Raw genomic sequence first — 25,139 nt, 5'->3', positions numbered from 1 at the left:
AAAACTACATTTCAACGTAGAAATGTAGTCAATATTCAAAAAAATAGAATGAATGAATATGTATTACTACTTTCCTACGTTGGCATTAACCAAATCAGGTTATAAGGGTCTGAATGCTTCATCTCAGCCATGTTCCATGGCTCCCCTAGTAGTCTTTAGTTTAATTTAACCATAACAAAACCATTGTTATAATTCAAATAAAAAAGATATTCATTGAAATAAGTTTAATTCATACAACTATTATTATAAATATAATAAATAAAGAATAGTACAGAAATCTTTCTAAATTCAGTCATTACTATCAATATATATAAAAATGCCTAAGACAACTCATATTGTCTCAGGCACTAGTAAATTATTTATTAAGTTTTACGCTGTAACCCATTGAGATGGACCTGCAGTATTATAAAGTTTTACTGCCGCAGCATCTTGAACACTTTCAGGTGCTTGTGCTGGTGATACACCTTTATATTGTGCTGGTGCTACTGAATCCCAAGTAGATTGTAAGAATTGATATTTACCTGCTGCACCAGAAGAAGGGTTGATGGCATGAATATCTCCACCTGATTCGCGTTGAGCGATTTGTTGTAAATGACTATTTACATTTACAGATGAACCACTTGTTGATTGTTTAGGTTGATTTGTAGTTGCATTAGCAGGTGCTTGTTGTGTTTGAGTTGCTTGTTTAGTTTGTGTTGTTTTTGGTGCTTGTTGTGTTTGAGCTTCATTTGCATAGTGTTGACTTACATTTGAAGTTGAAGCTGATTGATTTATATGATTATAATTATTATTTTGGAAAGATACATTTTGTGCTGATTGAGTTGAAGCTACATTTTGATTAGCACTATTTACAGTTGAACCGTTTGATGGATAATATTCCCATTTAAAATATGTTCCATCTGACCAAAAATGATAAGTTTTACCATTTAAATTAAATTGGTAATTATAAGCTCCTTCTTGAATAGGATGTTGATTTAATGATTGATCGTTAGATTCCGCTAATTGAGCTAATTTTTCTTTATTAATTTGATTTTCACTTGCATCAGCATGACTTACGTTTCCTGCTACTAATCCTAAGCCTACTGCTAATGAAGATGCAATAATTGTCTTTTTCATAATAGTATAATCCTCCTAAGTCATTTGTTTTCTTAAATATTTTACGGATACTACTCTAACATCTAAAAAAGCTTAGCAGGTTACAGTGAAATAAAAAAAATATACTTATTTTACATTAAAATTACATAGATTTGTAAATAATTTTTCTTATATATATACTATAAACACTTTAATGGCAGTGTTTATTAGATATATAATAAAAGAACCAACTGTAATTACTTTGTAATATTTCAGAAAAATACACTGTCTTTTTTATCATTCAATGAATGAGTTGTATCTAATGTCTTATACATAGTTAAAGAGGTCGGAATATTTATACCGACCTCTTGAGTATATTTGAGTATAATTGAAAGACTTATTTTATATTAATTGGAAAGGTTTGGAGTATTAAAAATAGAGAGTTTTATTTTATATTCATTAATTCGAGATTATCAAATGGATAAGTGTCTGTATTTAGTGAGCTATCTGAGAGTTTTTCATTATTTAATTTAGGGGACATAAATTTAATTGTTTCAACATATAATTCTGTGACAAAGTGAGTTTGTTTTTCCTTTTCATATTTACGAGAACGCATTTGGCCAGTAATACCTACTAAAGATCCTTGAGAAGTATATTTTTCAATGTTGCTGGCCATCTTACCAAATGCTTTACAAAATATATAATCACACGCTATTTCATCATTTTCATCTTTATAATTACGTTCAGTAGCCACACTAAACGTTGCGATTTTCACCTCCTCATTATCATAAATTTTTGCATCTTTAGTCATACGACCAACGATTACTATCTTATTTAACATGTGTCACCTCCTTATATCGTTATATTAAATAGAATTGAATATAACGTCAAAAAGCTATTTTTTTAGATTTCTTCCCTTTTTAGTATTAATATCTGATATATTTAAGAAAAATATTAAGATATGAGACGACTTATTTAACAAAAAAACAATAATCATATAATTTAAAAATGTTTAAGAGTATGGGAGACATGTTATGAAGACTTTTAAAGCAGTTCGATTCCAAATAGTAAGCGATGATAACAGGATTTCAGAATTTGAACTTTATGATGGTGTTATTATAAATAAAGAGAATAGTGGTACAGGTTGGCTCCTAGAAATTGTAATTTCAGATACACATTATGATATCATGCAAAAATTTTATGAATCACAAACAGTATTAGATATCAGAGTAGTGATTACTAGACCTTCTAACGATCCAGCATTGTTTGATGCAACAATAAAACATATCTCTCTATTTGAAAGGAAAATATCAATTATTTTCGAGTGTCATATTTATACACACCGTCAGGTATACGCAGAAACACTATTAGAACAACTTATTGATGAAGGATTATCTGGAGAAGAATTAAAAATTACATTTAACAGAATGATGCAATCTAAACCGAAATTAAAAGAAGAAAAATTTGAAAGATAAAAATAGAGTAGTAACGAAATGAATGATTTCGCTACTACTCTTATTTTAATTACGCATCTTGAATAGCAAAAGTAAGTTCACAACTACAAGCAAGTTGTCCATCAACAGTAGCTTTTGCTGTACCTTTTCCAATAGGACCTTTAATTTTTGTAATTTCAACTTCTAACATTAAAGTATCACCAGGTGTCACTTGTTTTTTAAATCTACATTTATCAATCCCAGCAAATAATGCAATTTTACCTTTATTTTCTTCACTATTTAACATAGCTACCGCTCCAGTTTGTGCCAAAGCTTCTGTAATGAGAACACCAGGCATAACTGCATAATCAGGAAAATGTCCTTGGAAAAACGGTTCGTTTCCTGAAACTTGTTTTAAACCTACACAACGCTTTCCTTCTTCATATTCAACAATACGATCAATAAGTAAAAAAGGTTGTCTATGAGGAATGATTTTTTTTATTTCATTATAATCAAAAATTGTTTCCATAACTATTACCTCAAATCTATTTAAAAATTAGTCATCGACTCTTTTGATATCTGCACCAAGTGATTTTAACTTCTCATGGAAATTAACATAACCACGATCTAAGTGTTTAAGTTCTGTCACTTGAGTTGTACCTTCTGCCACTAAACCAGCCAAAATAAGAGCTGCGGCTGCTCTTAAATCCGTAGCTTTTACTTGAGCACCTTGTAGTTGACTTTTACCTTCTATTTTAGCACTTCTACCTTCTACATTAATATTAGCATTCATTCTTCTAAATTCTGCAACATGCATAAATCTATTTTCAAATACTGTTTCAGTTACCACTTTATGGCCTTCAGCTGTTAATAATAATGCCATCATTTGTGATTGCATATCTGTAGGGAAACCTGGATGAGGCAGTGTTTTAATATCTACAGGTTGAAGTTCACCATTTGTAGTAACATGTACACCTTCCTCATTAAAATCGAGGTTAACTCCCATTTCTTCTAATTTATAAATTAAACTTGTCATATGTTCTTTAACAGCACCTTTTACAAAAACATCTCCTCTTGTAATTGCTGCTGCGATAATAAGTGTACCTGCTTCAATACGATCAGGTATAATTGCATGTTCAACGCCCGTTAATTTTTCAACACCATGGATAGTAATGGTATCTGTACCAGCACCAACAACGTTACCACCCATTTCATTGATATAATTAGCTAAATCTACAATTTCAGGTTCTTTAGCTACATTTTCGATAACTGTTTTTCCTTGTGCTAAAGAAGCACCCATTATAATATTTTGAGTTGCACCTACACTTGGAAAATCTAGATGAATATTTGCACCTTTCAATCCCTCTTTAGTGCTTGCGTATATATTTCCGTTTTCTAAATGAATTTCTGCACCTAAGGCTTCAAAACCTTTGATATGTTGTTCAATTGGACGAGCACCAATTGCACAGCCACCTGGTAATGCAACGATTGCATGACCTAAACGTGCTAATAAAGGTCCCATTACTAACACACTTGCTCTCATTTTACTCACATATTCATAAGGCGCTTCTTCATTTAGTGTAGCAGAAGCATCAACTGTAACTGATCCGTTTTCTTTATCATAATCCACTTTAGCATTTAAAGTAGATAAAACATTATTGATAGTAACAACATCACTTAAATCTGGCACATTGGTTAATTTACTTTGTCCTTCAGACGCTAATAACGATGCTGTAAGGACAGGTAATACAGCATTTTTAGCTCCTTCTACTTGAACTTCACCAGTAAGGCGATTGCCTCCATTTATAATTATCTTATCCATATTAATCCTCCACATTAAACTCCTATTTCTTATAACATTTCCCATTTTGAATTACTTATTTAATTAGTATATCTACATTTTTAGTTAATTAGTAGAAATTCATTTTTTAAAATAAATATTTAATTTGTGTAGAATACTGTAATAAATCCACGATAAAGTTACTTACTGCAGTACCCATTAAAATTGCTAAGAAAATCATACACACTTGTAGTTGTGTTGAATATCCTTTTTTAAAAAATTGATCTAATCTGAGAGAATGTAATGCCCAGTACGCAATACATATACATATTACATGTAAAAATAGATGTATTATTGCAAATTGTCCAACATATTCCATTCTTTTCTCTCCTTAAAGATTTCTGTAATATATTGTACATTAAAAAAGTTAATAATGATACATAAGAACGTTACGATATTTAATAAAAGTAACTAAAATAAAAATTTAAAGTTATTATCATTCTAAGTTCTTTTATGTACAATAAAAAAAGAGCTTGAAACACCATTAAATGTCTCAAACTCTTTTAATATATTAAGAATAATTAACTAAACCAATAATATTTTAATATCTGTTACTTTTTCATTAACCATTCTCACTAAATTGAAATAATATATTCATCATAAATATTATCCCACATCATTTAATTTAATCATTATTTTAATTCAGCTACACGCAGACGGTTTTCCGCTCTAGCTAATGCGCGTTTAGCTCGGTTAATGTCACTGTTATCCTCTTCATCTAAATGAGACTGAGCTCTTTGACGAGCCAACTTAGCTCTTTCTACATCAATCTCACTAGCTGTTTCAGCTGTTTGAACAATGACAGATACTTTATGTTGTCTAATTTCAACAAAGCCACCACTAACAGCTATATACTCAGTACCATTCTTAAACTTAACTTTAATATGGCCTATCTTTAATGCGGCAACTGTCGGAATATGTCCACTCATGATACCTATTTCGCCCGCAGTAGTTTGAAATACAACGAGTTCAACATCATCTTTTTCGTAGACTGAACCATTAGGAGTGACAATATCAAGATTTACTGTGTTCATTATCTTTACCTCCTAATTAGTTTAAACTTCAACACCCATATCTTTAGCTTTAGCAATAACATCATCCATACTTCCAACTAAACGGAACGCATCCTCAGGAATATGATCATATTTACCATTTAAGATATCTTTAAAGTCCGCTACAGTTGTTTTAACTGGAACATAAGAACCTTTTTGACCAGTAAATTGTTCAGCCACATGGAAGTTTTGTGATAAGAAGAATTGAATTCTACGCGCACGTTCTACTGTTAATTTATCTTCTTCAGATAATTCATCCATACCTAAAATTGCAATGATATCTTGTAATTCTCTGTATTTTTGTAATGTAGATTGAACTTCACGTGCAACTTCATAATGTTCTTGTCCAACAATAGATGGTTCTAAAGCTCTAGAAGTTGAAGCTAATGGGTCTACCGCAGGATAAATACCCATTTCAGTTAATTTACGTTCTAAGTTTGTTGTTGCATCTAAATGCGCGAACGCAGTTGCTGGTGCTGGGTCAGTATAGTCATCGGCAGGAACGAATACTGCTTGAATTGAAGTGACTGAACCTTTATTAGTAGATGTAATACGTTCTTGTAATTGACCCATTTCAGTTGCTAATGTTGGTTGATAACCTACAGCTGAAGGCATACGTCCTAATAATGCTGAAACTTCAGAACCAGCTTGAGTAAAGCGGAAAATATTGTCAATGAATAAAAGTACATCTTGACCTTGTTCATCACGGAAATATTCAGCCATTGTCAATGCAGATAAAGCAACACGCATACGCGCACCTGGTGGCTCATTCATTTGTCCAAATACCATGGCAGTTTTATTGATAACGCCACTATCGCTCATTTCATAGTATAAGTCGTTACCTTCACGAGTACGTTCACCTACACCAGCGAATACAGAAATACCACCATGTTCTTGAGCGATATTATTGATTAATTCTTGAATTAATACAGTTTTACCTACACCGGCACCACCGAATAAACCAATCTTACCACCCTTAATATAAGGTGCTAATAAGTCTACAACTTTGATACCTGTTTCAAGGATTTCTACTTCAGTAGACAATTCATCAAAATTAGGTTGACGACGATGAATTGGATCACGTCTAACAGAACTATCTATTTTTTCATTTAAATCTATTGTTTCTCCTAAAACGTTAAACACACGTCCAAGTGTTTCTTCACCTACAGGAACACTAATATCTTTACCAGTATTCACAACCTGCATACCACGTTGAACACCATCAGTTGAATCCATTGCAATAGTACGAACAACATCATCACCTAATTGCAATGCAACTTCTAATGTTAATTTGAATGTGCCATCATTTTTAGGGACTTCAATAATTAGGGCATTATTAATTTCAGGGACTTCATTATGTTCGAATCGAACATCAATTACAGGACCCATAACCTGAGTTACACGGCCATTACCCATGTTGTTTCCTCCTTTAAAATATTATTCAAGTGCGGCAGAACCACCAACAATTTCTGTAATTTGTTGAGTGATTTCAGCTTGTCTCGCTCTATTATATTGTAATGATAAGTCATCAATAAGTTCAGTTGCATTATCAGATGCATTTTTCATTGCAGTCATACGTGCTGCATGTTCACTAGCCTTAGCATCAAGAATCGTTCCATAGATTAAACTTTCAACGTATTGTGGAAGAATAACTCTTAAGATTGAGTCTTTATCTGGTTCAAATTCATATGACGACATTTGACCTTGGCCTTGACTAGAATCTTCTTGAGATAATGGTAGAACTTGTTTAACAGAAGGTTTATTTTCAAGAACACTAACATAGTGGCTATAATAAATCTTAAGTTCATCAATATGTTCTTCACTGAATAAGTCAATCGCATGCTTAGCGATAGCTTGTATTGATTTAAATGAAGGTTGATCAGGTACATCAACAAGTGAACTTTCAACTTCATAACCTCTATTTTTAAGGAAATCAACACCGGATTGACCTAAAACAATAATGCTATATTCATCACTATTTGTATGTTTTTCTTTAATGTCATTGACTAGTCGTTTAAGCACATTCGAACTATAAGCACCCGCTAATCCTTTGTCACTTGTAATAACCAGGTAACCACTACGTTGAATGTGTCTTGGTCTTAACATTGGATGACTTGAATTTTTACTTGCGCCTGCAATAGCAGTTATCGCATCTTGCATTTTTTCCATATAAGGTTCGAATTGCTTAGTATTTTTTTCAGCTCGACGTAATTTAGAACTTGAAACCATGTTCATCGCTTTAGTAATCTGTTTCATTTTTTTCGTCGATTTAATACGACTATCTATCTCTTTAAGAGAAGCCATTATCTCACCACCTTTTTGATTTAAAGTTTAGTTATTCAGACTTGCTAAAACTTTTCTTAAATTCATTAATAGCTGATTCAAATTTAGCATCATCAGGAAGGTTACCAGTTTCTCTGATTTCTCCTAATAATTCTGAAGCATTTGATTTAGACCAACTATTTAATTCATCTTCAAAACGTGTAATGTCTTCTACAGGAATGTCATCTAAATAACCTTTTGTTAAGGCATAAATAATTAACACTTGATTTTCAACAGGAAGTGGTTTGTTTTGATCTTGTTTTAAAACTTCAACCGTACGTTTACCACGTTCTAATTTTCTAGCAGTATATTCGTCTAAATCAGAACCAAATTGTGCAAATGATTCTAACTCACGATAAGATGCTAAATCTAAACGTAATGTACCGGCAACTTTTTTCATTGCTTTAATTTGTGCTGAACCACCAACACGTGATACAGACTGACCGGCATTGATCGCAGGTCGTACACCTGAGAAGAATAAATCAGATTGTAAGAAAATTTGTCCGTCAGTAATTGAAATTACGTTAGTTGGAACATATGCAGAGATATCTCCAGCTTGTGTTTCAATGATAGGTAAAGCTGTAATTGAACCGCCACCTAATGCATCGCTTAATTTAGCTGCTCTTTCTAACAATCTACTGTGTAAGTAGAAGACGTCCCCTGGATATGCTTCACGACCTGGAGGTCTACGTAATAATAATGATAATTCACGATAAGCTGCTGCTTGTTTAGTTAAATCATCATATACAACAAGTACATTTTTTCCATTAAACATGAACTCTTCACCCATTGTTACTCCTGAATAAGGGGCAATGTATAATAATGGTGCTGGTTCCGCTGCTGATGCAGATACAACAATTGTGTAGTCTAAAGCACCAGCTTGACGTAATTTTTCAACGTTTGCACGTACTGTTGAATCTTTTTGACCAATAGCTACATAAATACAAATTGTATCTAAACCTTTTTGGTTTAAAATTGTATCAATACCAATCGTTGTTTTACCTGTTTGTCTATCACCAATGATTAACTCACGTTGTCCACGACCAATTGGTACTAATGCGTCAATCGCTTTAATACCAGTTTGTAATGGTTCATCAACTGATTTACGATCCATAACACCTGTTGCTTTTTGCTCAACAGGGCGTGTCTTAGTTGAATTGATAGGACCTTGTCCATCAATTGGTTGACCAAGTGGATTTACAACACGTCCGATAAGTTCTTCACCTACTGGCACTTCCATGATACGGCCAGTACGTTTAACTTCGTCGCCTTCTCTAATTTCACTATAAGGTCCTAAGATTACGACACCCACATTTGATTCTTCAAGGTTTTGTGCTAAACCAAGCACTCCATTTGAAAACTCTACAAGCTCACCAGCCATACAATCATTTAATCCGTGAATTAATGCAATACCATCACCAATTTGAAGGACGGTACCTACATCATCAACAGACATTTCTGACTCATAGTTTTCAATTTGTGAGCGAAGTAATGCACTGATTTCTTCAGCTTTGATGGCCATCTATGTCACTCCTCTTTTTTAATTAACTCTTTTAAATTTACGCTCTATTTGTTCTAAATCATTTTTTATACTGCCATCTAATACAGTAGTCCCAACTTTTGCTCTAAAACCGCCAATTAAGTTAGGATTTATTTTAGTTGTAATATGTACTTTAGACAATTTAGTTTTGTTAAGAATTACTCTTTCAATACGAGATAATTCTTCTTCATTCAATTGATATACAGATTCAACCAAAGCATCACCTTGATTATAATGATGGTCATACAAATGTTTAAATTCTTTAAAGATAGAATGGATAAGCGCTAAATGACGATTATTTGCTAAAATCATTAGCATATTTTTTAAGTAATAGTTCGCATCCCCAAATACAATACCTGCGAATTTACGTCGTTCAGAAGCAGGCTGATTAGGATTTGAATCAATTGCTTTTAAATCATCAATGTAATTTAAAGTTGCATGACTAACTTCTTGTAATTCTTCATACATTAAATCTAATCGATCTTTATCTATAGAGACATCAAATAAAGCTTTAGCATATTTTTTTGCTACATCTGCCATTATTTATCGCCTGCCTCTTTAAGATACTTATCAACGAGACCTTTTTGATCTTGTTCTGAAATTTCTTTTTGTAAAACTTTAGAAGCTATTAAAACAGATAACTCAGAAACTTGATTATTAATATCTGCAAGAGCGCGTTCTTTTTCACTGTTGATTTCACTTTGTGCTGTTTCAATCATACCGTTTGCACGTTCATGTGCATCTTTAATAATTTCTTCATGTTGTTTACGTGCTTGAATTCTTGCATCTTCAAGAATATGATGAACTTCATCTTGTGTTTCTTTAAGTGTCTTTTTATTTTCTTCTTCAAGTTTTTGTGCATTCAATTTTGCTTCTTCAGCTTCGTCAATATCTCTATTGATATCGCGTTCACGTTTATCCATTACTTCTTTTAATGGACCCCAAGCAAATTTTTTCAATAACGCTAATAGGATTATAAATGTAATAATTGTAACAATTGTTGTTCCCCATTCAACGCCACCTGTAGTTGCACCTAAAACAAATGAATTAGTTAATGCGTTCACTGGCATTTGACACTCCTTTCATTATTAATCATCACTTTGCCACTAAATAAAACGAATGGCGAAGATCAAAGAGACTTCGCCTCGAACATTTCTTATCTGAATAATGTCATGAATGAGATAACAACGCCGATGATTGGTAATGCTTCAACTAAACCAATACCAATGAACATAATACTCATTAATTGACCACGTGCTTCTGGTTGACGTGCTACACCTTCAACTGTTCTAGAAACAATAAGACCGTTACCGATACCAGCACCTAATGCTGATAAACCGATTGCAATTGCTGCTGCGATTAAACCCATATTAATAATTCCTCCTAAAATGTTTGTTTATGTTAATGTGCGTCCGCAACTTTATGGGACATGTAAACCATAGATAGCATAATAAAGATATATGCTTGGATTGTACCGACAAAGATTGAGAATCCTTGCCATATAATTAAGCCAGGAATACTAATTATCCAGCCCCAGCCGTTTTGGAAAAACAGGCCAGCTAATAGTGATAATAGTAACTCACCAGCAAAAATATTACCGTAAAGACGTAAACCTAGTGTTAATGTTGAAGAGAATTCTTCAAAGACATTAATAATTGCTAATGGCCAGAAAGGTTTAAAGTAATTACCAACATATGCTTTTGTTCCACGCATTTTAACACCATAGTAATGTGTTAATAAAATCATCATCGTAGATAACGTCAACGTTACAGTCGCGTCAGCAGTTGGAGATTTCCACCATAAATAATGATCATGTGTAACAATTGCAAATGGTAAACCTAGCATATTGGCAACAAAAATAAATAAAATTAATGTTACCGCCAAGAAGTGAAATTGACCACCTTTTTTCCAAGCCATGTTACTCTCAATAATGCCTCTTACAAAATCGAAAATCCATTCGATAAAGTTTTGTTTGCCACTAGGTCTTTTCTTAAGATTACGCGTACAAACAATAGCTATTATAAAAACAATAATAGCAGTAATAATAAGCATCATAATACTTGCTAAGTTGAAAACAATATCAAATCCAAACACATTCCAACTTACGAGTGGGGATTTGTGATCCATGTACTCACCTCTTTCTGTATATAGTTTACTATTTTAGCAAGAGAGGGCGAAAAATGATTAATACATAAGAAATCATAAGGCCTATCATTATACCAATGATATTTACATTCTCTTTAAAGACAACCCATACTATACATGCAATAATTGCGACTAAGTATCTCCATACATTACCTGTAGAAATATGTATATTATCTGGTTGTTTTGCCCTAGAAAGATATATCTCAAAAATGTATGTGTTGATTAGAGACCCAAGTGTCCCAATTATTAAGCCTAATAAAAAAGAATTAGATTTAATAAAATACAAAATACTTAACAATATTAAAAAATAAATGTAATATTGAATGAATTGTCTAAATATGATGCTGAACCGTTTCATTCTTTGTGCCTCCAAAACTTATGACAATCATGGAAACCGTTCCACTCATACAATTTCAATAATAATATAGGGTAATTTATGTGTCAATTCTATTCAAATTGTTGTTTAATTTAACACCAATATTGTCATAAAATGTTCACAAATAAATCAACAATTTTTTAACTTTTCAAATTCTTTAGGTATTTCTTCAGTTAATCCTAAATAGTATTTAATACTATCACATATACGTTCAGATGCCTTTCCATCTCCATAAGGATTTTGAGCATAGGCCATATTATTATAAACTTGTTTGTTCTTTAATAATTTTCTTATTTCTTGATACACATGTGTATACTCTGTTCCAATTACTTTTAATGTTCCAGCTTCTACACCTTCAGGTCTTTCAGTTACATCTCTAAGAACTAAAACTGGTTTATTTAATGATGGTGCTTCTTCTTGAATGCCTCCAGAATCAGTCAAAATTAAATAAGCATGATTAGCAAAATTATGAAAATCGACAACATCTAATGGTTCAATAAGCTCTATCCTTGGATGATTTTCTAAATAAGCGTATGATAGTTTTCTAACTTCGGGATTCATATGTAAAGGAAAAACTACTACAACGTCTTCAATATCTTCAACGATATCTCTAACTGCTTTGAAAATATGTTCCATAGGTTTTCCAATATTCTCTCTACGATGAACGGTCAGCAATACAATTTTTTTATTTTTATGCTTTTCTATCAACTCAGAAGTATAATTTTTATTAATTGTAAAATTTAGTGTATCAATGGCAGTATTGCCAGTAATCACTATAGATGTCTTATCTTTATTTTCTTGAATTAGATTGCGTTTTGCACCAATAGTAGGAGCAAAGTGTAAATCGGCAATGTTACTAACCATCTGCCGATTTATTTCTTCTGGAAAAGGCGCATATTTATTCCCACTTCTAAGACCAGCTTCTACGTGGCCTACAGAGGTATGATTATAAAATGCTGCTAATGCGCCAGAAAAAGTAGTTGTTGTATCACCATGAACAAGTACCATATCTGGACATTCTTTTTTCATAATTTGCTCAAGTTGAATAATAGATTTAGCTGTTATTTCTGAAAGAGTTTGCCCTTTTTTCATGATATTCAAATCATAATGTGGTTTTATGTTGAATGTTTTTAAAACTGAATCAAGCATTTCTCTATGTTGAGCAGTTACAACAATAATTGGTTCTAGCATTGAATCTTTTTCAAGTGCTTTAACTAAAGGTGCCATTTTAATTGCTTCCGGTCTTGTACCAAAGACTGTCATAATCTTTCTCATAATATTTACTCCTATAGTACTATTTAGTACCAAATAATCTATCCCCAGCATCTCCTAAACCAGGTGTAATATATGCTTTTTCATTAAGTTTTTCATCTAAAGCTGCAATATAGATATCAACATCTTCATGAGCTTCTTGCATTTTTTCAACACCCTCAGGTGCGGCAATTAAACACATAAAACGAATATTCTTTGCACCTCGATTTTTTAGTGAATTGATTGCTTCGATTGCTGAAGCGCCTGTAGCTAACATTGGATCAACTACTATAATTTCACGTTCATCGATATCTTGAGGTAATTTAGCAAAATATTCTACTGCTTTTAATGTTTTAGGATCACGATACAAACCAATATGTCCTACACGAGCAGCTGGAACTAAGTTTAATACACCATCTGTCATCCCTAATCCTGCTCTTAAAATAGGTACAATTGCTAATTTTTTTCCAGCTAATCGTTTTGCTGTCATAGTTGTTACAGGTGTTTCAATTTCTACATCTTGCAATTGTAAATCTCTTGTAACTTCATATGCCATTAGCATACCTACTTCATCAACAAGCTCTCTAAATTCTTTTGTTCCAGTATTTTTATCACGAATGTAACTCAATTTATGTTGAATGAGTGGGTGATCAAATACATGTACTTTACTCATAATTCATTTCCTCCATTTATGTTGTTATTCATATAGCGGATATTGGTGAGTCAATTGTTTTACTCTATCACTAGCTTCTTTCAATTTTGCTTGGTCAGTTGAATTTTTTAATGCTGTACTGATAATTAAAGCTACTTCTTTAAATGCTACTTCATCAAAACCACGCGTCGTTGCAGCAGGAGTGCCTAGTCTAATTCCACTTGTAACGAATGGTTTCTCCTGATCAAAAGGTATTGTATTTTTATTACATGTAATACCAATTGAATCTAATGTTTCTTCAGCCTGTTTACCCGTTAAATTAACTGATTGTTTCACATCTACTGAAATTAGATGATTATCTGTACCTCCTGAAACAATTCTAAATCCTTCATTTTGAAGTGTTTCAGCTAAAGTTTTAGCATTTTTAATGACTTGTTCTTGATACACTTTGAAATCTGGTTCTAAAGCTTCTCCAAAAGCAACAGCTTTTGCAGCAATCACATGTTCTAGTGGTCCACCTTGAATTCCAGGAAATATTGTCTTATCTATCTCTTTTTTATACTTTTCCTTGCAAAGAATCAGGCCTCCACGTGGTCCTCTCAACGTTTTATGAGTTGTACTGGTAACAAAGTCAGCATATTCTACAGGATTAGGATGTAATCCAGTTGCTACTAAACCTGCAATGTGTGCCATATCAACCATTAATTTAGCACCAACTTCATCAGCAATTTCTTTAAATTTCTTAAAATCTAATTGTCTAGAATACGCTGACGTACCAGCTACAATTAATTTAGGCTTATGTTTCTGTGCCAATTCACGAATTTCATCATAATTAATTCTTTCAGTTTCTTTATCCACGCCATAATCGATAAAGTTATAAAACTTACCACTAAAATTAACTGAAGCACCGTGAGTTAAATGACCACCATGACTTAAATTCATTCCAAGCACAGTATCTCCCATCTCTAAAGCAACTAAATACACTGCCATATTAGCTTGAGAACCTGAATGGGGTTGTACATTTGCATGTTCAGCTCCGAATAAAGCTTTGATACGTTCAATAGCTATTGTTTCCGTAACATCAACATATTCACAACCACCATAGTAACGACGACCTGGATAGCCTTCTGCATATTTATTTGTCATTACAGATCCTTGCGCTTCCATTACCGCTTCTGAAACGAAGTTCTCTGAAGCAATGAGCTCAATATTATTGTTTTGACGGTTGTATTCATTTTGAATCGCTTCATAAATAATGTGATCTTGTTCTTTAATATAAGACATATATTCCCCTTCTTCCTTTAGAACTTATTCATATTTAGCTCTTTCTCCACCAATTTTTTTTGGTCTTGAAGTAGCGATTGTAACTGTAGCTTCACCAACTTTTTTAACGCTTGTTCTCAACGGAACACAAACATGATTAATGTGCATTCCAATAAGCGTTTGACCAATATCAATACCTTTAGGCACTTTTATATATTCAATGACTATTGGATCTTTCATATGTTGATAGGCATATGTAGCAAGACTTCCTCCTGCATGAACATCTGGTACAACAGTTACTTCTTCCATAGTAAATGGATTATAATCTTCACGCTCAATTGTAATCGCCCTATTAATATGTTCACAACCTTGAAACGCAAATGAAACGCCCGTTTCACGTTTTATACGTTCCAATTCATTAAAAATAGTTTCAGCAACTTCCATTGAACCAACTGACCCAATTTTTTCCCCAATTACTTCAGAAGTTGAACATCCTATCACACAAATCTCATCTTTTTTGAAAAACGATTGAGTTTTCAATTCATCCAGTAAAGTTGTAAGTTCTTGCATATTATTTCACCTCACTTGCAAAGATAAAAAGAAGCATAGCTGACAAGCTATACTTCTTTATTATAACTTATTTATTACTCAACTTATACTATTAGCGTAATATTTCTCTTTATTCTTCGTGTTTCAATTTGCTAATAAGAGAATATAATTGATTAAATGTGTGACGATAGGTATCTATGCTACCGCCAAATGGATCATCTATTTCACCTGTTTCTGATACATACTCACATAATGTATAAATAGGATATTCTGTCCCAAATTGACTGATTAACTGTCGTTTATGACTATTGGTCATCGTTAAAATTAAATCACTTTTTAAGTCATCTTGACTGAATATTTGAGATACAGAGGGTTCTGGTAAATTATTTTCTAAAATAACTTCTAATGCTTCAGGAGTAATGGATTGTCCATTCATTGCAAATAATCCACGTGATTGAATAGAATCGTTAGGTAGAAGCGCTGTAGCTATACTTTCAGCAATAGGACTTCTACAAGTATTTCCAGTACATACAAATATTATCTTCATAATTCTCTTCCTTTAACTATTTGATTTCCCGTTGCTTTTAGCATACGATTCATAACTGCTTCAGAACCTTCAATATTATCAAAAGTATAAATAAATGCTTTTTTTATTCGTTCATCATCATCAATGTCATGTAAAATTTTATATAAGTTATGATTAGCCCCTTTAACATCTCTTTGATTTTCACAAAGAGAGATAAATATACCATCTTTAGGTACATACTTTTTCATACTAGAAGGTAAAACAAATGCTAACCCTGATTCATTTAACTCAGAAATAGGTTGTGTCAATTCAGTTAACATATATACAGGTGTTTTAGGTGCATAGTGTTTATATTTCATACCTGGTGCTATGGGACGTTCTAATTGATTATAATCATATTGAATGACGCTGTGAGGTACCACCTGATTAAGCATTGTTTGAGTAATTGATCCTGGTCTTGCTATTCTAAAAGGAAATTGGGTACAATCTAAAACTGTACTCTCCAAGCCTTCTTCACTTTGATCGCCATTCACAATACCATCTATTTTTCCATTTAAATCATTATAAACATGTTGAAATGTCGTTGGAGAAGGTCTTCCACTTATATTTGCACTGGGTGCTGCGATTGGTAAATCAACATATTCTAATATTGCTCTTCCAATTGGATGACTTGGCATTCTTACAGCAATAGAATTAAGACCACCTGTCACTTTCTCACATAAATATCCTTGTTTTAAAGGAAGAATAAACGAGATTGGGCCAGGCCAAAATGCATTCATTAATTTCTTAGCTTCCTTAGGGATAGTTGATACAAATGCATCCATTTGTGATTGCTTGTAAATATGAACAATCAGTGGGTTATCAGACGGGCGTCCTTTGGCTTTATAAATGTTTTCTACTGCCTGTTCATTTTTAGCATTGGCACCTAAACCGTACACTGTTTCAGTAGGTATCGCAATTAGGCCACCATTTTCATAAATAGTTTTTATTTCTGCTAATTGAGAAAACGTGTGGGGATCTTGACTATAATCTTTCATATTCCATATATTTGTTTTCACTTTGATCACACCTTTCACATATGTGAAATTATTAAAGAAAAAGAAGTGGGTTAGAAAATAATACATTTCTTTCCCACTCCACTATTACCACTTAAATGAAATCATTCTATTTAATCCGTTAATATCTTTCAAGAGATTTACATTCACATGCGGATATTTATTTATAATACGTGCTTTTAATATTTCTCCTTGATTATATCCAATTTCAAAAGTTACATAAGCCCCTTTATTAAGTACTTTTGGTAAATCATCTAGAATCATCTCATAAATTTCATACCCTTCATCCTCAGCAAATAACGCGATATGAGGTTCATACTTTACTACCGTATCTTCCATATCTTTCATCTCAGTTTGATCAATATAAGGAGGGTTTGAAATTAAGCCATCTAATTTAATATTTTCTTTAATAAGTGGTTTAAGGGCGTTACCTTTTAGAAATCTGATATCCGTTTTTAATTGATGTGCATTATCAGATGCTACCTCTAGAGTATCTTCAATAAGATCTGTGGCTATTACATTTAAGGTTGGATTTAGTTTTTTAAGTACAATTGCAATCGCTCCACTGCCTGTTCCTATATCAGCAATTGTACTTCCATCTTTACAATGCTCTAAAAAATGAAGCATAACTTCTTCTGTTTCTGGACGTGGAATAAGACATTGAGAATTTACTTGTAATTGATATCCATAAAATGATTGAAAACCAACAATATATTGAATAGGCTCTCCTAATAACATACGGTCTAATGCAAGTGAAAATTTTGCTTCTTCAGCTTGAGACATCTCATCATACATATGCATTAAATAATCAGTCCTAGACCATTTAAATAAGTCTAACATCAGCCATTCCGCTCTAGATTGCTCAAATCCTTTTTCTTTTGTTAATTCAATCGCTTCTTGTAAGGTATCTTTAAAGCTCGCCATTATTTAGTTCTTTCAGTTTTTCAGTTTGCTCAGAAAGTGTTAATGCATCAATAATTTCATCCAATTTACCTTCCATAATTTGGTCGAGCTTTTGTAAAGTTAAACCAATTCGATGATCTGTCACACGACTTTGAGGATAATTATAAGTTCGTACACGTTCAGAACGATCTCCTGTCCCTACAGCTGATTTACGTTGAGCTGCATACTTTTGTTGTTCTTCTTGTAATTTCATATCATATAATCGTGCTTTTAATACTTTTAATGCTTTTTCACGGTTTTGAATTTGTGATTTTTCTGAAGACGTTGCAATAATACCGGTTGGAATATGTGTAATACGCACAGCAGAGTCTGTAGTATTAACGTGTTGACCACCAGCACCACTTGAACGATACGTATCAATTTTCAAATCTTCATTACGCACTTCAATTTCTACATCTTCAACTTCAGGTAATACAGCTACAGTCGCTGTAGATGTATGAATACGTCCTCCAGATTCTGTTTCGGGCACACGTTGTACACGATGAGCACCATTTTCAAATTTCAACTTACTATAGGCACCACTACCTGAAACTGAAAAACTGATTTCTTTATATCCACCATGATCACTTTCTGCCGCTTCAACAATTTCAGTTTTAAAATTTTGAGATTCCGCATATTTTGTATACATTCTTAATAAATCGCCTGCGAAAATAGCTGCTTCATCTCCACCAGCTGCTGCTCTAATTTCGACAATAACGTCTTTTTCATCGTTTGGATCTTTAGGAATTAACAAGAATTTAAGTTGTTCTTCTAATTCAGGAAGTTCACTTTTTAATCCAGATGCTTCTTCTTTTAACATTTCAATTTCTTCTTTATCATCTGTTTCAGTTAGCATTTCATCTATTTCTGCTACTTCTTCTTTTTTACTTTTGTAATCTCTATAAACATCTACTGTTTTCTGTAAATCAGCTTGCTCTTTAGAATATTTTCGTAATTTATCTGGATCGTTGACGATTTCTGGATCACTTAACATTTCATTTAACTGTTCATATCTTTCTTCAACAATATCTAATTGATCAAACACTATATTTCCTCCTTGTCATTGATGCTAGGTGCTACAATATGATGTGCTCTGCATCTTGGCTCATAACTTTCATTTGCTCCTACTAATATAATTGGGTCATCAATTCTTGCTGGTTGTCCATCGATTAAACGTTGCGTCCGACTTGATGACGAACCACATACTGCACAAACGGCTTGTAATTTGGTCACTTGTTCACTTACAGCCATAATTTGAGGCATGGGGTCAAAAGGTTCACCTCTAAAGTCCATGTCTAAACCTGCTACTACAACTCTATGACCCTCTTCAGCTAGCTTTTCTACTATATGTACAATTTCATTATCAAAAAATTGAATTTCATCTATCCCTATGACATCAAATTGAGATAAATTTTGTAATAGTATTTCTCTAGCTGTTGAAATATTAATGGCTTCTAGTTCATTACCATCATGTGATACAACTTTTTCTTTATGATACCGGTCATCAATAGCCGGTTTAAATACGATTACTTTTTGTTTAGCATAAATTCCTCTTCTTAATCGACGAATTAATTCTTCCGATTTACCACTAAACATACTTCCAGTAATGCATTCAATCCAACCAGAATGGTAAGTTTCATACATTATAAGTTCCACCTTTTTCAAAACATAATCGCTTAATTATATCATATTTTCGTTTATTATAAATGAGTTTATTACTGGGTTATCATTGAACAAATGAATAAAATAGTTTAGAAATAAAAAAATACCTGCTTAATTCTATACATAATAGATTAGGCAGGCATTTTAAGTTCAAAATTAATTGTTGTTTGATTTGAGACCAAACTTTTTGTTGAAACGTTCCACACGACCATCCGCAGCAGCGAATTTTTGACGTCCTGTGTAGAATGGATGTGAATCAGATGATACATCTAAGCGAATAACTGGGTATTCGTTACCATCTTCCCATTCCATTGTTTCTGAAGAAGTTTTAGTAGAACCACTTAAGAATTTAAAGTTAGTTGTTGTATCTAAAAAGATGACTTTGTGGTAATCAGGATGAATTCCTTGTTTCATTTTTTTCAGCTCCTTTGCCCTGAACCATCTGGAACAGAGTTATTTGTGAGTTTTTACCCAATACTGTGTAATTATAATAGTTATTGAAGGAAAACGCAACCCTCAATCATATATTTTAGATAATTGGTTTTCCTGTTTTTGTACTTTCAGCGGCTGCCTTTTGCAATTGTTCAAAAAATTCTTTGTTATTTTCTGAACGTTTTAATTTTCTTATAAAACGCTCTGTAAAATCGGTAGAATCAGTAAACATATTTCTAAGTTGCCATAATGAGTCTAATTCGGACTTGCTAATTAATAATTCTTCTTTACGTGTAGAACTACGTCCAATATCAATAGCTGGGAATATTCGACGTTCGGATAATTTACGATCAAGATGAAGTTCCATATTACCTGTACCTTTGAACTCTTCATAAATCATATCATCCATACGTGAACCTGTATCTACTAAAGCTGTTGCTAAAATAGTTAGGCTACCACCTGCTTCAATATTACGCGCAGCACCGAAAAATGCTTTAGGCTTATGTAAGGATGCTGGATCCAAACCACCTGACAATGTTCTACCACTAGGCGGGATAACAAGATTATATGCTCTTGCTAAACGCGTAATAGAGTCCATCAAGATAATGACATCTTGTCCTATCTCTACAAGACGTTTTGCTCTTTCTAGTAATAACTCTGCTACCTTAACGTGGTGTTGAGGAGGTTCATCAAAAGTGGAATGTACTACTTCTGCTGACTCTACTGAACGCTCTATATCAGTTACCTCTTCAGGTCGTTCACCTACTAATAATATAAATAATTTAGCATCTGGTTTATTTGTACTAATTGCATTTGCAATTTCTTTAAGTAATGACGTTTTACCAGCTTTAGGAGGAGCAACAATAAGACCACGTTGACCTAAACCAATTGGAGTAACTAAATCCATAATTCGAGTAGAATAGTTTTGAGGCTCTGTTTCAAGAATAATTCTTTCCTCTGGGTATAACGGAGTAAGTGCTTGGAAATGAGGACGTTTTTTTACAACTTCTGCATTTTCATCATTAACAAAGTCAACTTGTAGAAGTCCATAGTATTTTTCATTGTCTTTAGGCTTTCGTACTTTTCCAGTTACTTTATCGCCTCGTTTAATTTCAAAACGTCTAATTTGACTCGCTGATATATATATATCTTTTTCACCTTTAGAATAATTAACGGTTCTTAAGAAACCATATCCATCAGGTTGTATATCATCTAAAACACCCTCCATATAGTAATTTCCATCTTTTTCCATTTGAGCTTCCATAATTGCCAAGACAAGCTCACTTTTATTCAATTTACTATAATTAGTTAGTTTTAATGATTTTGCTTTTTGCGTAAGTTCTTTTGTCGTATAATTTTTATACAATTCATGAAAAGATTCATATTGTGGTGATGTTCGTTCTCTTTCAGGCATAAATTGCACCCATTTCTTATATTTTTATAAAAATCATCTAGCTACTAGCATTGTCAAATCATCTAAATGATTATAACTTAAATGTTTTAAACGTTAGCATCTTAAATACTAGAATTAATATAGCAAATTTTTAATTTAATTACAAAATGATTTTATTAAATTTCAAAAAATAAAACAGCTCATGGAACTAAAACAATTCCATGAACTGTATTTATATTAAAATATTTCATTATACTTAATTATTTAAAATAACCAGCAATTGATTTTACTTCTAAGAACTCTTCAATTCCGTAGTCGGCCCATTCACGACCGATACCAGATTGTTTATAACCACCAAATGGTAAATAAGGTTCGTTTGGAGATTCATTAATTTGAATTCTACCTGCCTCAATTGAACGTGCTACTTTTTGAAGCGTTTCTTTATCTTTACCAATTACATATCCTGCTAAACCATATTTAGTATCATTAGCAATTTCGATTGCTTCGTCTAAATCATTATATGTGATTACTGAAACAACTGGACCAAAAATTTCTTCTTGTGCAATAGTCATATCATTTTTAACATTTACAAAAATAGTTGGTCTAGCAAAATAACCTGTATCTAATCCTTCTGGTTTACCTGGACCGCCATATAATAATTCAGCGCCTTCTTCAATACCTTTATCAATATAAGATTGTACTGTGTCGAATTGTTTTTTACTAATGATTGGTCCTACTTGAGTATTTTTATCAAGTGGATCGCCAACTTTAACATTACTAAACTCTTCTTTTAAGGCAGTTAAGAATTCTTGTTTAATACTTTCTGGAACTAAGATTCTTGTTCCTGCAGTACATACTTGACCAGTATTATTAACAACCTTTCCAGTTGTAGCTTTTGCAGCTTCTTTAATATCTACATCGTCAAGTACGATATATGGTGATTTGCCACCTAATTCAAGAGATACTTTTTTGATATCTTTAGCTGCTTTTTCCATAATTTTAGAACCTGTAGCTCCAGAACCAGTGAATGACATCATTCTAACTTTAGGATGTTCGCTTAATGGATTACCTACACCTTCACCATCACCATTAACTAAGTTAAATACACCTTTAGGAACGCCTGCTTTTTCAAAGATTTCAGCTAAAATTATTGCAGCAAATGGTGTTTCTTCAGAAGGTTTTAACACAACTGGACTACCTGCAGCAAATGCTGCTGCTAATTTAAGAGATGTTTGATTAGTTGGGAAATTCCATGGTGTAACTAATCCAGAAACGCCAATCGCTTCTTTAGTTACCAAATCATCTCCACGACGTTCTTCAAATTCAAATGAATCTAAAGCTCTACGTGCTTCTGAAAAGTGTTGTAAACCCATTTGATAATGAACATTTTCTGAAACAGTTAGTGGAGCACCTAACTCTGCAGTAATTGCTTCAATAATATCTTGTTTTCTATTTTTATATTCTTCTACTATTCTATCTAGTAGTTGTTTTCTTTCTTCAACTGAACTATGGCGAAATTCTAAATATACGTCATGAGCAGCTTGAACCGCTTTTTCTACGTCTTTTTCATTACCTTTTGCAACTTTTCCAATAACTTCTTCTGTTGCTGGATTAATTACATCAATTGTTTCGTTACTTTCACTATCAATCCATTCACCATTAATATATTGTTGAGTATAATTTCTCATCAATGATTCACTCCTTAAGAATGTGTATGTCTAATATATATCCGATTTGATGTTATTTAAACATAATTAAAAGGTTAAAGTTTATATAAACTCCAACCTTTTAACTATATTATTTAACTGAATCGTTATGTTCTAATGTGACGTAATCTCTAGCCCATGCTTCAATTGGTCTTAAAGCCTCAGCAAGTGCTTTTCCTTTATCGGTTAACTCATAAACGATAGAAACAGGACGTGTAGAAATGACTTTTTTGTCTACTAATTCCCACTCACCTAATTCTGTAAGCTTAATACTTAATGCACGTGGAGTAATTGTTTTTAAATCCCTTTTCATATCGGAAAAGTGTGCAGTATAATCAGCGCATCGAGATAGGTAATTAATGATTAAACCGTTCCAACTTCTACCAACAATTTTAAAGGTTTCTTCGAGATATGGACAGATTTCCATTGTCTTCACCTCTATTCAAAACTTCTTAAACATTGCAGGTATTTAATATACTTCAGCAATTAATATATTTAAGTATATCAAAAATAATTAAACTTGTTCAGTCCAAATATCCGCACCTAAATCTTTAAGATGTTTAACGATATCTGTATATCCTCTATAAATATGTTTAACATTATAAATTGTTGTAACACCTTCTGCTAGTAATCCAGCAATAATCAAGCAAGCTCCTGCACGTAGATCACTCGCATATACTTTGGCACCTTGAAGTTTAGAAGGTTTAATTGTTGCAGTACCAGTAGACGTATCTGCTTCAATACTAGCTCCCATATTTTTGAGCTCTTCTACATGGCGGAAACGAGCTGGATATATCGTTTCTGTAACGAAAGATGGACCATCTGTCATAAATAATAAAGGCGTAATAGGTTGTTGTAAGTCAGTAGCAAATCCAGGATATACTAATGTTTTAATATCTACATTTTTATATGATGATTTACCTTTAATTACTATTTGTTCTTTATCATCATCGATATCAATATCAACACCTAATTCATTTAGTTTAACTGTGAGCGCTTCTAAATGTTTAGGTACAATATTTTTAATTGTTACTTCGTCACCACAAGCAGCGGCAATACACATATACGTTCCCGCTTCAATTCTATCAGGAATCACTTGATATTCAGCTCCATGTAACTCTTCAACACCACTGATTTTTAGAGTACTCGTACCGGCGCCTTTGATATTTGCGCCTAAGCTATTTAAAAAGTTTGCTACATCTACTACTTCTGGTTCTTTGGCAGCATTTTCAATCGTTGTTTGCCCTTTTGCATGAACAGCTGCAAGCATAATGTTGATGGTTGCACCAACACTTACCATATCTAAAAAGATGTTGGCTCCGTGCAATTCTTTTGCTTCTATTTTCATTGATGTATCACTTGATTCATCAATTTCAGCACCTAAAGCTTTAAATCCTTTAATGTGTTGATCAATTGGACGTGGGCCCAATGGACAACCACCTGGTAAACCAATCACACATTTTTTAAAGCGACCTAACATGGCTCCCATCATGTAATAAGAAGCACGTAAAGATTCAACTTTGTTATTTGGTAACGGTGCATTTTTAATGTCTGTTGTATCAACTTCTAATGTTTTACCATTAAGATTTGTTTTAATATTTAAATCTTCTAATAAACTCACTAGTGTTTCAACATCTGAGATTTGCGGTAAACCGTCAATTTTCACTTGTCCTTGCGCTAATAGAGTAGCTGGAATAATAGCTACGGCACTATTTTTTGCACCACTAATTGTAACTTCACCCTTTAGTGGTTGACCACCTCGGATTTTAATTACTTCTTGACTCATTTATTTTTTCTCCTTTATTCGCCTTTTGTAAAATTATACATAATTCGCATTATAAATTATATATTATTTATTTGTAAAATACTAACTTTTAAAAAAACTTAGCAATTATAATATTAATATCCAAAAATCTAATATTTCAT

29 protein-coding genes and 1 riboswitch are annotated in these 25,139 nt (G+C 32.7%); of the genes, 1 reads left to right on the top strand and 28 read right to left on the bottom strand.

The features are described 5' to 3' along the window. Window positions 1-54: 54 nt before the first annotated feature. Window positions 55-157: riboswitch (TPP riboswitch) on the bottom strand. Window positions 158-369: 212 nt separating this feature from the next. Continuing rightward, window positions 370-1,116 (bottom strand): transglycosylase family protein, encoded by a 747-nt coding sequence (locus tag HMPREF2578_RS00250; protein ID WP_017175140.1) that lies wholly within the window; start codon window positions 1,114-1,116, stop codon window positions 370-372. A 403-nt stretch (window positions 1,117-1,519) separates the two neighbouring features. Continuing rightward, window positions 1,520-1,915: a single-stranded DNA-binding protein gene (locus HMPREF2578_RS00245; RefSeq protein WP_017175139.1), complete on the bottom strand. Its 396-nt coding sequence runs from the start codon at window positions 1,913-1,915 to the stop codon at window positions 1,520-1,522. Window positions 1,916-2,108: 193 nt separating this feature from the next. On the opposite strand from HMPREF2578_RS00245, the gene HMPREF2578_RS00240 reads away from it, so the two are divergent. After that, window positions 2,109-2,549, top strand: coding sequence for a YwpF-like family protein (locus tag HMPREF2578_RS00240; protein WP_017175138.1), 441 nt, complete (start codon window positions 2,109-2,111; stop codon window positions 2,547-2,549). A gap of 49 nt (window positions 2,550-2,598) precedes the next feature. Here the strand turns inward: HMPREF2578_RS00240 and fabZ are convergent, their stop codons facing one another. The 26 genes from fabZ to HMPREF2578_RS00110 form a co-directional block, all read right to left on the bottom strand. Then, window positions 2,599-3,036, bottom strand: a complete 438-nt coding sequence (gene fabZ / locus HMPREF2578_RS00235) for a 3-hydroxyacyl-ACP dehydratase FabZ (protein ID WP_002448673.1) — start codon at window positions 3,034-3,036, stop codon at window positions 2,599-2,601. Between the two features lie 27 nt (window positions 3,037-3,063). After that, window positions 3,064-4,329, bottom strand: a complete 1,266-nt coding sequence (gene murA, locus HMPREF2578_RS00230) for a UDP-N-acetylglucosamine 1-carboxyvinyltransferase (protein ID WP_017175137.1) — start codon at window positions 4,327-4,329, stop codon at window positions 3,064-3,066. 106 nt (window positions 4,330-4,435) lie between these two features. Beyond that, window positions 4,436-4,666 (bottom strand): DUF1146 family protein, encoded by a 231-nt coding sequence (locus tag HMPREF2578_RS00225; RefSeq protein ID WP_017175136.1) that lies wholly within the window; start codon window positions 4,664-4,666, stop codon window positions 4,436-4,438. A gap of 313 nt (window positions 4,667-4,979) precedes the next feature. Next, a complete protein-coding gene (locus tag HMPREF2578_RS00220) occupies window positions 4,980-5,381 on the bottom strand; it encodes a F0F1 ATP synthase subunit epsilon (RefSeq protein WP_002448708.1) in 402 nt (133 codons plus the stop codon). Between the two features lie 21 nt (window positions 5,382-5,402). Continuing rightward, entirely contained in the window at window positions 5,403-6,815 is a 1,413-nt protein-coding gene (atpD, locus tag HMPREF2578_RS00215; protein WP_017175135.1) for a F0F1 ATP synthase subunit beta, read from the bottom strand. Window positions 6,816-6,836: 21 nt separating this feature from the next. Continuing rightward, a complete protein-coding gene (atpG, locus tag HMPREF2578_RS00210) occupies window positions 6,837-7,703 on the bottom strand; it encodes an ATP synthase F1 subunit gamma (protein ID WP_017175134.1) in 867 nt (288 codons plus the stop codon). 31 nt (window positions 7,704-7,734) lie between these two features. Further along, on the bottom strand, window positions 7,735-9,243 hold the full coding sequence (gene atpA, locus HMPREF2578_RS00205; protein WP_017175133.1) for a F0F1 ATP synthase subunit alpha: 1,509 nt from the start codon (window positions 9,241-9,243) through the stop codon (window positions 7,735-7,737). Window positions 9,244-9,261: 18 nt separating this feature from the next. After that, window positions 9,262-9,801, bottom strand: a complete 540-nt coding sequence (locus tag HMPREF2578_RS00200) for a F0F1 ATP synthase subunit delta (RefSeq protein WP_017175132.1) — start codon at window positions 9,799-9,801, stop codon at window positions 9,262-9,264. Further along, complete coding sequence (locus HMPREF2578_RS00195) at window positions 9,801-10,331, bottom strand: F0F1 ATP synthase subunit B (RefSeq protein ID WP_017175131.1); 531 nt, start codon at window positions 10,329-10,331, stop codon at window positions 9,801-9,803. The genes HMPREF2578_RS00200 and HMPREF2578_RS00195 overlap by 1 nt, the downstream gene beginning before the upstream one ends. A gap of 86 nt (window positions 10,332-10,417) precedes the next feature. Continuing rightward, entirely contained in the window at window positions 10,418-10,630 is a 213-nt protein-coding gene (gene atpE / locus HMPREF2578_RS00190; protein WP_002448651.1) for a F0F1 ATP synthase subunit C, read from the bottom strand. Window positions 10,631-10,662: 32 nt separating this feature from the next. Then, window positions 10,663-11,388: a F0F1 ATP synthase subunit A gene (atpB, locus tag HMPREF2578_RS00185; protein WP_002448665.1), complete on the bottom strand. Its 726-nt coding sequence runs from the start codon at window positions 11,386-11,388 to the stop codon at window positions 10,663-10,665. A gap of 28 nt (window positions 11,389-11,416) precedes the next feature. After that, window positions 11,417-11,764: an ATP synthase subunit I gene (locus HMPREF2578_RS00180; protein WP_017175130.1), complete on the bottom strand. Its 348-nt coding sequence runs from the start codon at window positions 11,762-11,764 to the stop codon at window positions 11,417-11,419. A gap of 147 nt (window positions 11,765-11,911) precedes the next feature. Continuing rightward, window positions 11,912-13,057, bottom strand: a complete 1,146-nt coding sequence (gene wecB, locus HMPREF2578_RS00175; RefSeq protein ID WP_017175129.1) for a non-hydrolyzing UDP-N-acetylglucosamine 2-epimerase — start codon at window positions 13,055-13,057, stop codon at window positions 11,912-11,914. Window positions 13,058-13,076: 19 nt separating this feature from the next. After that, window positions 13,077-13,706: a uracil phosphoribosyltransferase gene (gene upp, locus HMPREF2578_RS00170; protein WP_054105567.1), complete on the bottom strand. Its 630-nt coding sequence runs from the start codon at window positions 13,704-13,706 to the stop codon at window positions 13,077-13,079. A gap of 24 nt (window positions 13,707-13,730) precedes the next feature. Beyond that, window positions 13,731-14,969 (bottom strand): serine hydroxymethyltransferase, encoded by a 1,239-nt coding sequence (gene glyA / locus HMPREF2578_RS00165; RefSeq protein ID WP_070436517.1) that lies wholly within the window; start codon window positions 14,967-14,969, stop codon window positions 13,731-13,733. A 24-nt stretch (window positions 14,970-14,993) separates the two neighbouring features. Beyond that, window positions 14,994-15,518 (bottom strand): TIGR01440 family protein, encoded by a 525-nt coding sequence (locus HMPREF2578_RS00160; protein WP_019835610.1) that lies wholly within the window; start codon window positions 15,516-15,518, stop codon window positions 14,994-14,996. A 109-nt stretch (window positions 15,519-15,627) separates the two neighbouring features. After that, the gene (locus HMPREF2578_RS00155) at window positions 15,628-16,044 is read right to left on the bottom strand and encodes a low molecular weight protein arginine phosphatase (protein ID WP_017175125.1); all 417 of its coding nucleotides are present in this window, start codon (window positions 16,042-16,044) and stop codon (window positions 15,628-15,630) included. Further along, entirely contained in the window at window positions 16,041-17,081 is a 1,041-nt protein-coding gene (locus HMPREF2578_RS00150; protein WP_019835609.1) for an L-threonylcarbamoyladenylate synthase, read from the bottom strand. Before HMPREF2578_RS00150 ends, HMPREF2578_RS00155 begins: the two co-directional genes overlap by 4 nt. Window positions 17,082-17,165: 84 nt before the next feature. Further along, window positions 17,166-18,002, bottom strand: a complete 837-nt coding sequence (gene prmC / locus HMPREF2578_RS00145) for a peptide chain release factor N(5)-glutamine methyltransferase (RefSeq protein ID WP_070436518.1) — start codon at window positions 18,000-18,002, stop codon at window positions 17,166-17,168. Next, window positions 17,989-19,065, bottom strand: coding sequence for a peptide chain release factor 1 (gene prfA / locus HMPREF2578_RS00140; protein WP_017175122.1), 1,077 nt, complete (start codon window positions 19,063-19,065; stop codon window positions 17,989-17,991). The genes prmC and prfA overlap by 14 nt, the downstream gene beginning before the upstream one ends. After that, window positions 19,065-19,664, bottom strand: coding sequence for a thymidine kinase (locus HMPREF2578_RS00135; RefSeq protein ID WP_017175121.1), 600 nt, complete (start codon window positions 19,662-19,664; stop codon window positions 19,065-19,067). The genes prfA and HMPREF2578_RS00135 overlap by 1 nt, the downstream gene beginning before the upstream one ends. 174 nt (window positions 19,665-19,838) lie before the next feature. Beyond that, entirely contained in the window at window positions 19,839-20,096 is a 258-nt protein-coding gene (locus HMPREF2578_RS00130) for a type B 50S ribosomal protein L31 (RefSeq protein WP_002448672.1), read from the bottom strand. A 115-nt stretch (window positions 20,097-20,211) separates the two neighbouring features. Further along, window positions 20,212-21,528: a transcription termination factor Rho gene (rho, locus tag HMPREF2578_RS00125; RefSeq protein WP_017175120.1), complete on the bottom strand. Its 1,317-nt coding sequence runs from the start codon at window positions 21,526-21,528 to the stop codon at window positions 20,212-20,214. Window positions 21,529-21,767: 239 nt separating this feature from the next. Further along, on the bottom strand, window positions 21,768-23,195 hold the full coding sequence (locus HMPREF2578_RS00120) for an aldehyde dehydrogenase family protein (protein ID WP_061544547.1): 1,428 nt from the start codon (window positions 23,193-23,195) through the stop codon (window positions 21,768-21,770). Between the two features lie 109 nt (window positions 23,196-23,304). After that, the gene (locus tag HMPREF2578_RS00115; protein ID WP_002488141.1) at window positions 23,305-23,640 is read right to left on the bottom strand and encodes a winged helix-turn-helix transcriptional regulator; all 336 of its coding nucleotides are present in this window, start codon (window positions 23,638-23,640) and stop codon (window positions 23,305-23,307) included. An 87-nt stretch (window positions 23,641-23,727) separates the two neighbouring features. Then, a complete protein-coding gene (locus HMPREF2578_RS00110; protein WP_019835606.1) occupies window positions 23,728-24,999 on the bottom strand; it encodes a UDP-N-acetylglucosamine 1-carboxyvinyltransferase in 1,272 nt (423 codons plus the stop codon). Window positions 25,000-25,139: the final 140 nt, after the last annotated feature.

The sequence above is a fragment of the Staphylococcus sp. HMSC072H03 genome (assembly GCF_001809305.1).
Classification (GTDB): Bacteria; Bacillota; Bacilli; order Staphylococcales; family Staphylococcaceae; genus Staphylococcus; species Staphylococcus hominis.
Note: the sequence above shows the minus strand (reverse complement) of the source record. Positions and strands in the feature narration are given on the sequence as shown.

Coding starts and splice junctions, on each gene's coding strand:
- HMPREF2578_RS00250 (WP_017175140.1), bottom strand. CDS start 1,116: ATGAAAAAGACAATTATTGCATCTTCATTAGCAGTAGGCTTAGGATTA.
- HMPREF2578_RS00245 (WP_017175139.1), bottom strand. CDS start 1,915: ATGTTAAATAAGATAGTAATCGTTGGTCGTATGACTAAAGATGCAAAA.
- HMPREF2578_RS00240 (WP_017175138.1), top strand. CDS start 2,109: ATGAAGACTTTTAAAGCAGTTCGATTCCAAATAGTAAGCGATGATAAC.
- fabZ (WP_002448673.1), bottom strand. CDS start 3,036: ATGGAAACAATTTTTGATTATAATGAAATAAAAAAAATCATTCCTCAT.
- murA (WP_017175137.1), bottom strand. CDS start 4,329: ATGGATAAGATAATTATAAATGGAGGCAATCGCCTTACTGGTGAAGTT.
- HMPREF2578_RS00225 (WP_017175136.1), bottom strand. CDS start 4,666: ATGGAATATGTTGGACAATTTGCAATAATACATCTATTTTTACATGTA.
- HMPREF2578_RS00220 (WP_002448708.1), bottom strand. CDS start 5,381: ATGAACACAGTAAATCTTGATATTGTCACTCCTAATGGTTCAGTCTAC.
- atpD (WP_017175135.1), bottom strand. CDS start 6,815: ATGGGTAATGGCCGTGTAACTCAGGTTATGGGTCCTGTAATTGATGTT.
- atpG (WP_017175134.1), bottom strand. CDS start 7,703: ATGGCTTCTCTTAAAGAGATAGATAGTCGTATTAAATCGACGAAAAAA.
- atpA (WP_017175133.1), bottom strand. CDS start 9,243: ATGGCCATCAAAGCTGAAGAAATCAGTGCATTACTTCGCTCACAAATT.
- HMPREF2578_RS00200 (WP_017175132.1), bottom strand. CDS start 9,801: ATGGCAGATGTAGCAAAAAAATATGCTAAAGCTTTATTTGATGTCTCT.
- HMPREF2578_RS00195 (WP_017175131.1), bottom strand. CDS start 10,331: ATGCCAGTGAACGCATTAACTAATTCATTTGTTTTAGGTGCAACTACA.
- atpE (WP_002448651.1), bottom strand. CDS start 10,630: ATGGGTTTAATCGCAGCAGCAATTGCAATCGGTTTATCAGCATTAGGT.
- atpB (WP_002448665.1), bottom strand. CDS start 11,388: ATGGATCACAAATCCCCACTCGTAAGTTGGAATGTGTTTGGATTTGAT.
- HMPREF2578_RS00180 (WP_017175130.1), bottom strand. CDS start 11,764: ATGAAACGGTTCAGCATCATATTTAGACAATTCATTCAATATTACATT.
- wecB (WP_017175129.1), bottom strand. CDS start 13,057: ATGAGAAAGATTATGACAGTCTTTGGTACAAGACCGGAAGCAATTAAA.
- upp (WP_054105567.1), bottom strand. CDS start 13,706: ATGAGTAAAGTACATGTATTTGATCACCCACTCATTCAACATAAATTG.
- glyA (WP_070436517.1), bottom strand. CDS start 14,969: ATGTCTTATATTAAAGAACAAGATCACATTATTTATGAAGCGATTCAA.
- HMPREF2578_RS00160 (WP_019835610.1), bottom strand. CDS start 15,518: ATGCAAGAACTTACAACTTTACTGGATGAATTGAAAACTCAATCGTTT.
- HMPREF2578_RS00155 (WP_017175125.1), bottom strand. CDS start 16,044: ATGAAGATAATATTTGTATGTACTGGAAATACTTGTAGAAGTCCTATT.
- prmC (WP_070436518.1), bottom strand. CDS start 18,002: ATGGCGAGCTTTAAAGATACCTTACAAGAAGCGATTGAATTAACAAAA.
- HMPREF2578_RS00135 (WP_017175121.1), bottom strand. CDS start 19,664: ATGTATGAAACTTACCATTCTGGTTGGATTGAATGCATTACTGGAAGT.
- HMPREF2578_RS00130 (WP_002448672.1), bottom strand. CDS start 20,096: ATGAAACAAGGAATTCATCCTGATTACCACAAAGTCATCTTTTTAGAT.
- rho (WP_017175120.1), bottom strand. CDS start 21,528: ATGCCTGAAAGAGAACGAACATCACCACAATATGAATCTTTTCATGAA.
- HMPREF2578_RS00120 (WP_061544547.1), bottom strand. CDS start 23,195: ATGAGAAATTATACTCAACAATATATTAATGGTGAATGGATTGATAGT.
- HMPREF2578_RS00115 (WP_002488141.1), bottom strand. CDS start 23,640: ATGGAAATCTGTCCATATCTCGAAGAAACCTTTAAAATTGTTGGTAGA.
- HMPREF2578_RS00110 (WP_019835606.1), bottom strand. CDS start 24,999: ATGAGTCAAGAAGTAATTAAAATCCGAGGTGGTCAACCACTAAAGGGT.